Source organism: Vibrio sp. V42_P2S4T144 (assembly GCF_009904715.1).
Taxonomy (GTDB): Bacteria; Pseudomonadota; Gammaproteobacteria; order Enterobacterales; family Vibrionaceae; genus Vibrio; species Vibrio alginolyticus.
In genome coordinates this window covers 1-3,572 of record NZ_WXWS01000148.1, presented here as the reverse complement: position 1 = coordinate 3,572, position 3,572 = coordinate 1, and the positions used below count along the sequence as shown (strand labels likewise).

The window sequence follows — 3,572 nt, the reverse complement described above, 5'->3', positions numbered from 1 at the left end:
ACCTGTCGGTAAAACAAAAGCTATTTGGGTTGGTTTTGCTGCCAATTTTATTGTTGCTTGTCCTCGCGGGTAAACATGTACAAAGCCTTTCTATCCAGGCTCAGGAACTACAAAAAGCACAGTTATTCTCTGTCTACATAGACCGCGTATCTTCGCTTTATCACCTACCGAATAACCCTGATGTAATAGATAAGCAACTAAAAACTCAGCAGATATCTCAATTGTTACGCGACACTGCAGCACCAGTATTCGGTGAAAACGCTGAGATACTAAACCAGTTGACAAGCTTTGAGGAAGCAACCCTCTCGATGCTCTCTTCGCAAAATCAAGAAGAAAAGTTAGATGCGGCAGAGTGGCGCGCTGATACGTTCAAAGAAATCCTCATGAGCTTAGACAAAGTCTATTTTAGAAATGTGAGTTATGAAACAAACACTCACCTTTCTTCTTTGATGCAACTTGAATGGTTGATGTTTTGGTCCACTGAAGAGCATAGATTAAGCGAATATTTGATTCGATCTTCAGAGGAAAATAACGAGTATGACCTCACAACACTGGCTTCTATCCAATCTTTAATCCAGAACCAACAACTATTTCTAGAGCGTTTTGTGACGCTAAATGCCAATCAACAACAAGTAGATCTGCTCATTGAGACGTTTACGGGTGAAGTCTTTATCAAAAGCCAAGAGTTTCGTGCTTATTTATTGCAACCAGCTCAACTCAAATCATTAACCCCGGATGAGATTGATGCGGGGTTATCTGCACTCAACAAACGCTTATCGTTATTACAAAGTGTTGACGACAAAATGGAACAGCAGCTGAGTGATGATATATCAAAGACAATCAACACGACGACACAGCACCGCTTTACCTTTATCGCAATGATGAGCCTTTTAACGCTGTTGGTCGTAAGTTTAACGCTAAGATTGGTGCGAAAAGTTACTGGAAACTTGAATCTAGTCCTCAAATTTCTCAGTAACGAAAGCAATGAACAAAGTAACACTGAAAATTCACCTCTTGCTCAACTAATAAAGGGTAAAGACGAGCTGAGTAAGTTTGCTCGAGAGGTAAAAAAGCTTAGTGATGAGCGGATGTTGTCCAGACTAAAGCTCACACAAGCTAAAGAAGATGCAGAACAAGCAAAAGATGATGCAATTAAGGCGAGTAAAGCCAAAAGTAGCTTTTTGGCCAACATGTCCCACGAGATCCGCACGCCGCTAAATGGCGTTATTGGCATCTCTGAAGTGTTATCCGATACTTCCCTGACTGCCACACAACGCGATTACGTCGATACGATTGAAACCTCCTCCCAACTGCTTTTGAGTTTAATTAATGACGTTCTAGACTTCTCAAAAATTGAATCTGGGATGTTGCTCATTAGCCCACATTCAACTTGTGTTCGAGAGTCTATCTATGACATTGCTTCTATCATTTCACCGAAAGCAAAGGAAAAAGGCATCGATGTGCAAGTCAACATTAGCCGTAACACGCCTTACCACGTAATGTTGGATGACCATCGTATACGCCAAGTTGTCATGAACTTCATGTCTAACGCGGTAAAATTTACCGAACAAGGCAGTGTAGAGCTATCGGTCATCACCCGCGAAATAAAAAATGGTGAAGCGGTCATCGAGTTTTCCGTTAAAGATTCTGGGATTGGTATTGATGCCCAGCAGCAAAAGAAAATATTTGCTCCATTTGCCCAAGAGGATAACTCTACTACCCGACAATTTGGGGGAACTGGACTTGGGCTTGCCATTAGCACGCAATTAGTTGAGCTAATGGGTGGAGAAATTCAACTTGAATCCGAGAAAGGTAAAGGCAGTCGCTTCTTCTTTGAACTAACTGCTCCTGTTGTGACGCAAGAGTTTAACGCTTATCACGCTCTGAATCACAACGACATATGGATTGTATGCAGCAGTACTCAACTAGAACAAAAACTGCGTAACGAGTTAAGTTTTTTCAACATCAATATAACGCAGTCAGTAGATACCTTAAGTGCGTTGCCAACGTGGATTGATAACGAGCGCGTTATCGTTATTCATGTAGAAGGATCACCAAATGCAGCGGCGATGCATATCGATGAGATAGAAAGCCTTTGTAAACGAAACATTCGTGTCTGCCTCATCAAGCACCTTCATAGCCCACAATTCGACTTTAGAAGCAGTATCAGCGCCTTGGTCACTCAGCCACTACTAGGGCAGCGCTTAATTAAAGCACTTGAAAGTTGTGCGGCAAATTTCTCGCACGCACAACAAGAGAGCATTTCAGCGCAACATGTTAAATCTTTGCCGAAAATTTTGGTCGTTGATGACAATACGGTCAATCAAAAAATCGCGGGGCTACACGTCACAAAAGCTGGCTTCGACTTTGATGTCGCAGTAAACGGACAAGAAGCGGTTGAGAAATTTCAACAGAATCAATACAGCCTAATTTTAATGGACTGCATGATGCCCGTAATGGATGGATTTGAAGCCACCCAAATAATTCGTCAAATAGAAGTAAAAGAAAAACGCGCTTTCAGAATTCCGATTATTGCTCTAACGGCAAGTGTGGTCGATGACGATATACAAAAATGCTTTGACGTTGGAATGGATGACTATGTGCCCAAACCGTTTAAAGCAGGGTTGCTTAAAGAGAAGTTAGATAAGGCAATTGGGTTACGTGTTTCCAACACGACGCCTGCTGAACCACACCAAGAGAACACTACTCTCGATACAACTCATAAACTACCTGCGAGTTCAGAGCAACCAGAAGCAACGGTAACGCCTATTCGCTCCGAACGTATCTTGCTTGTCGAAGACAATAGAGTGAACCAGAAAGTGGCTTCTCTATTGCTATCTAAAGCAGGCTATCAATTCGAAGTCGCAGAAAACGGACAAATTGCAGTCGAAATGTTCCAAAAAGATGGAAAGTTTGATGTTATTTTGATGGATTGCATGATGCCCATAATGGATGGGTTTGAAGCTTCTAGGCAAATTAGAGCTTATGAAGCGAGTAAAGGATTAGCTAAGACGCCCATTATCGCATTAACAGCAAGCGTCGTTGATGATGATATTCAACGCTGCTTTGATTCAGGAATGGATGCCTACGTACCAAAGCCTGTGCGCAAAGAAAAACTGTTGTATCAAATTGAACAAGCAATGTAGGTGGATTCTATGAGTAGAAATCATTCTCGCGTTGCTTTTCCTTTGCGTTACATAAAACGCTATCTGTTTATTCTGATTGCCCTTCTTTCATTAAATTGCCAAGCTCTCGCTGCAGAGAGCTACGCCGTTTTCTCATTTAATGACGAATTCTCTCCGCTCACTGTCAATAAAGCGCGAAAGTTGTACAGAGGGAAGACGCAACTTTTACAAGGCCAGCGAATTGAACTCTCTGACTGGCCTGCGACATCAACAGAAAGAGCTGAGTTCTATCGTTATCTTCTCAACAAAAATTTAGCGCAAATGAACGCGCATTGGGCAAGCTTGTCTTTTTCAGGTAAAGCTAGACCGCCAAAAGTGATTGCACGCTCCAGCATTGATGACCTCATAGCATGGATGCAAGAGAAGCCGAATAGAATTGGTTATGCC

General features: G+C 42.2%; 2 protein-coding genes. Both read left to right on the top strand.

Annotation, left to right across the window (positions count from 1 at the left end):
• The first annotated feature begins 2 nt into the window (after positions 1 to 2).
• Complete coding sequence (locus tag CAG68_RS04850; protein WP_202599850.1) at positions 3 to 3,146, top strand: response regulator; 3,144 nt, start codon at positions 3 to 5, stop codon at positions 3,144 to 3,146.
• Between the two features lie 9 nt (positions 3,147 to 3,155).
• Positions 3,156 to 3,572, top strand: a 417-nt coding sequence (locus CAG68_RS04845; protein ID WP_161440836.1) for a hypothetical protein, incomplete at its 3' end; no start/stop codon positions are given.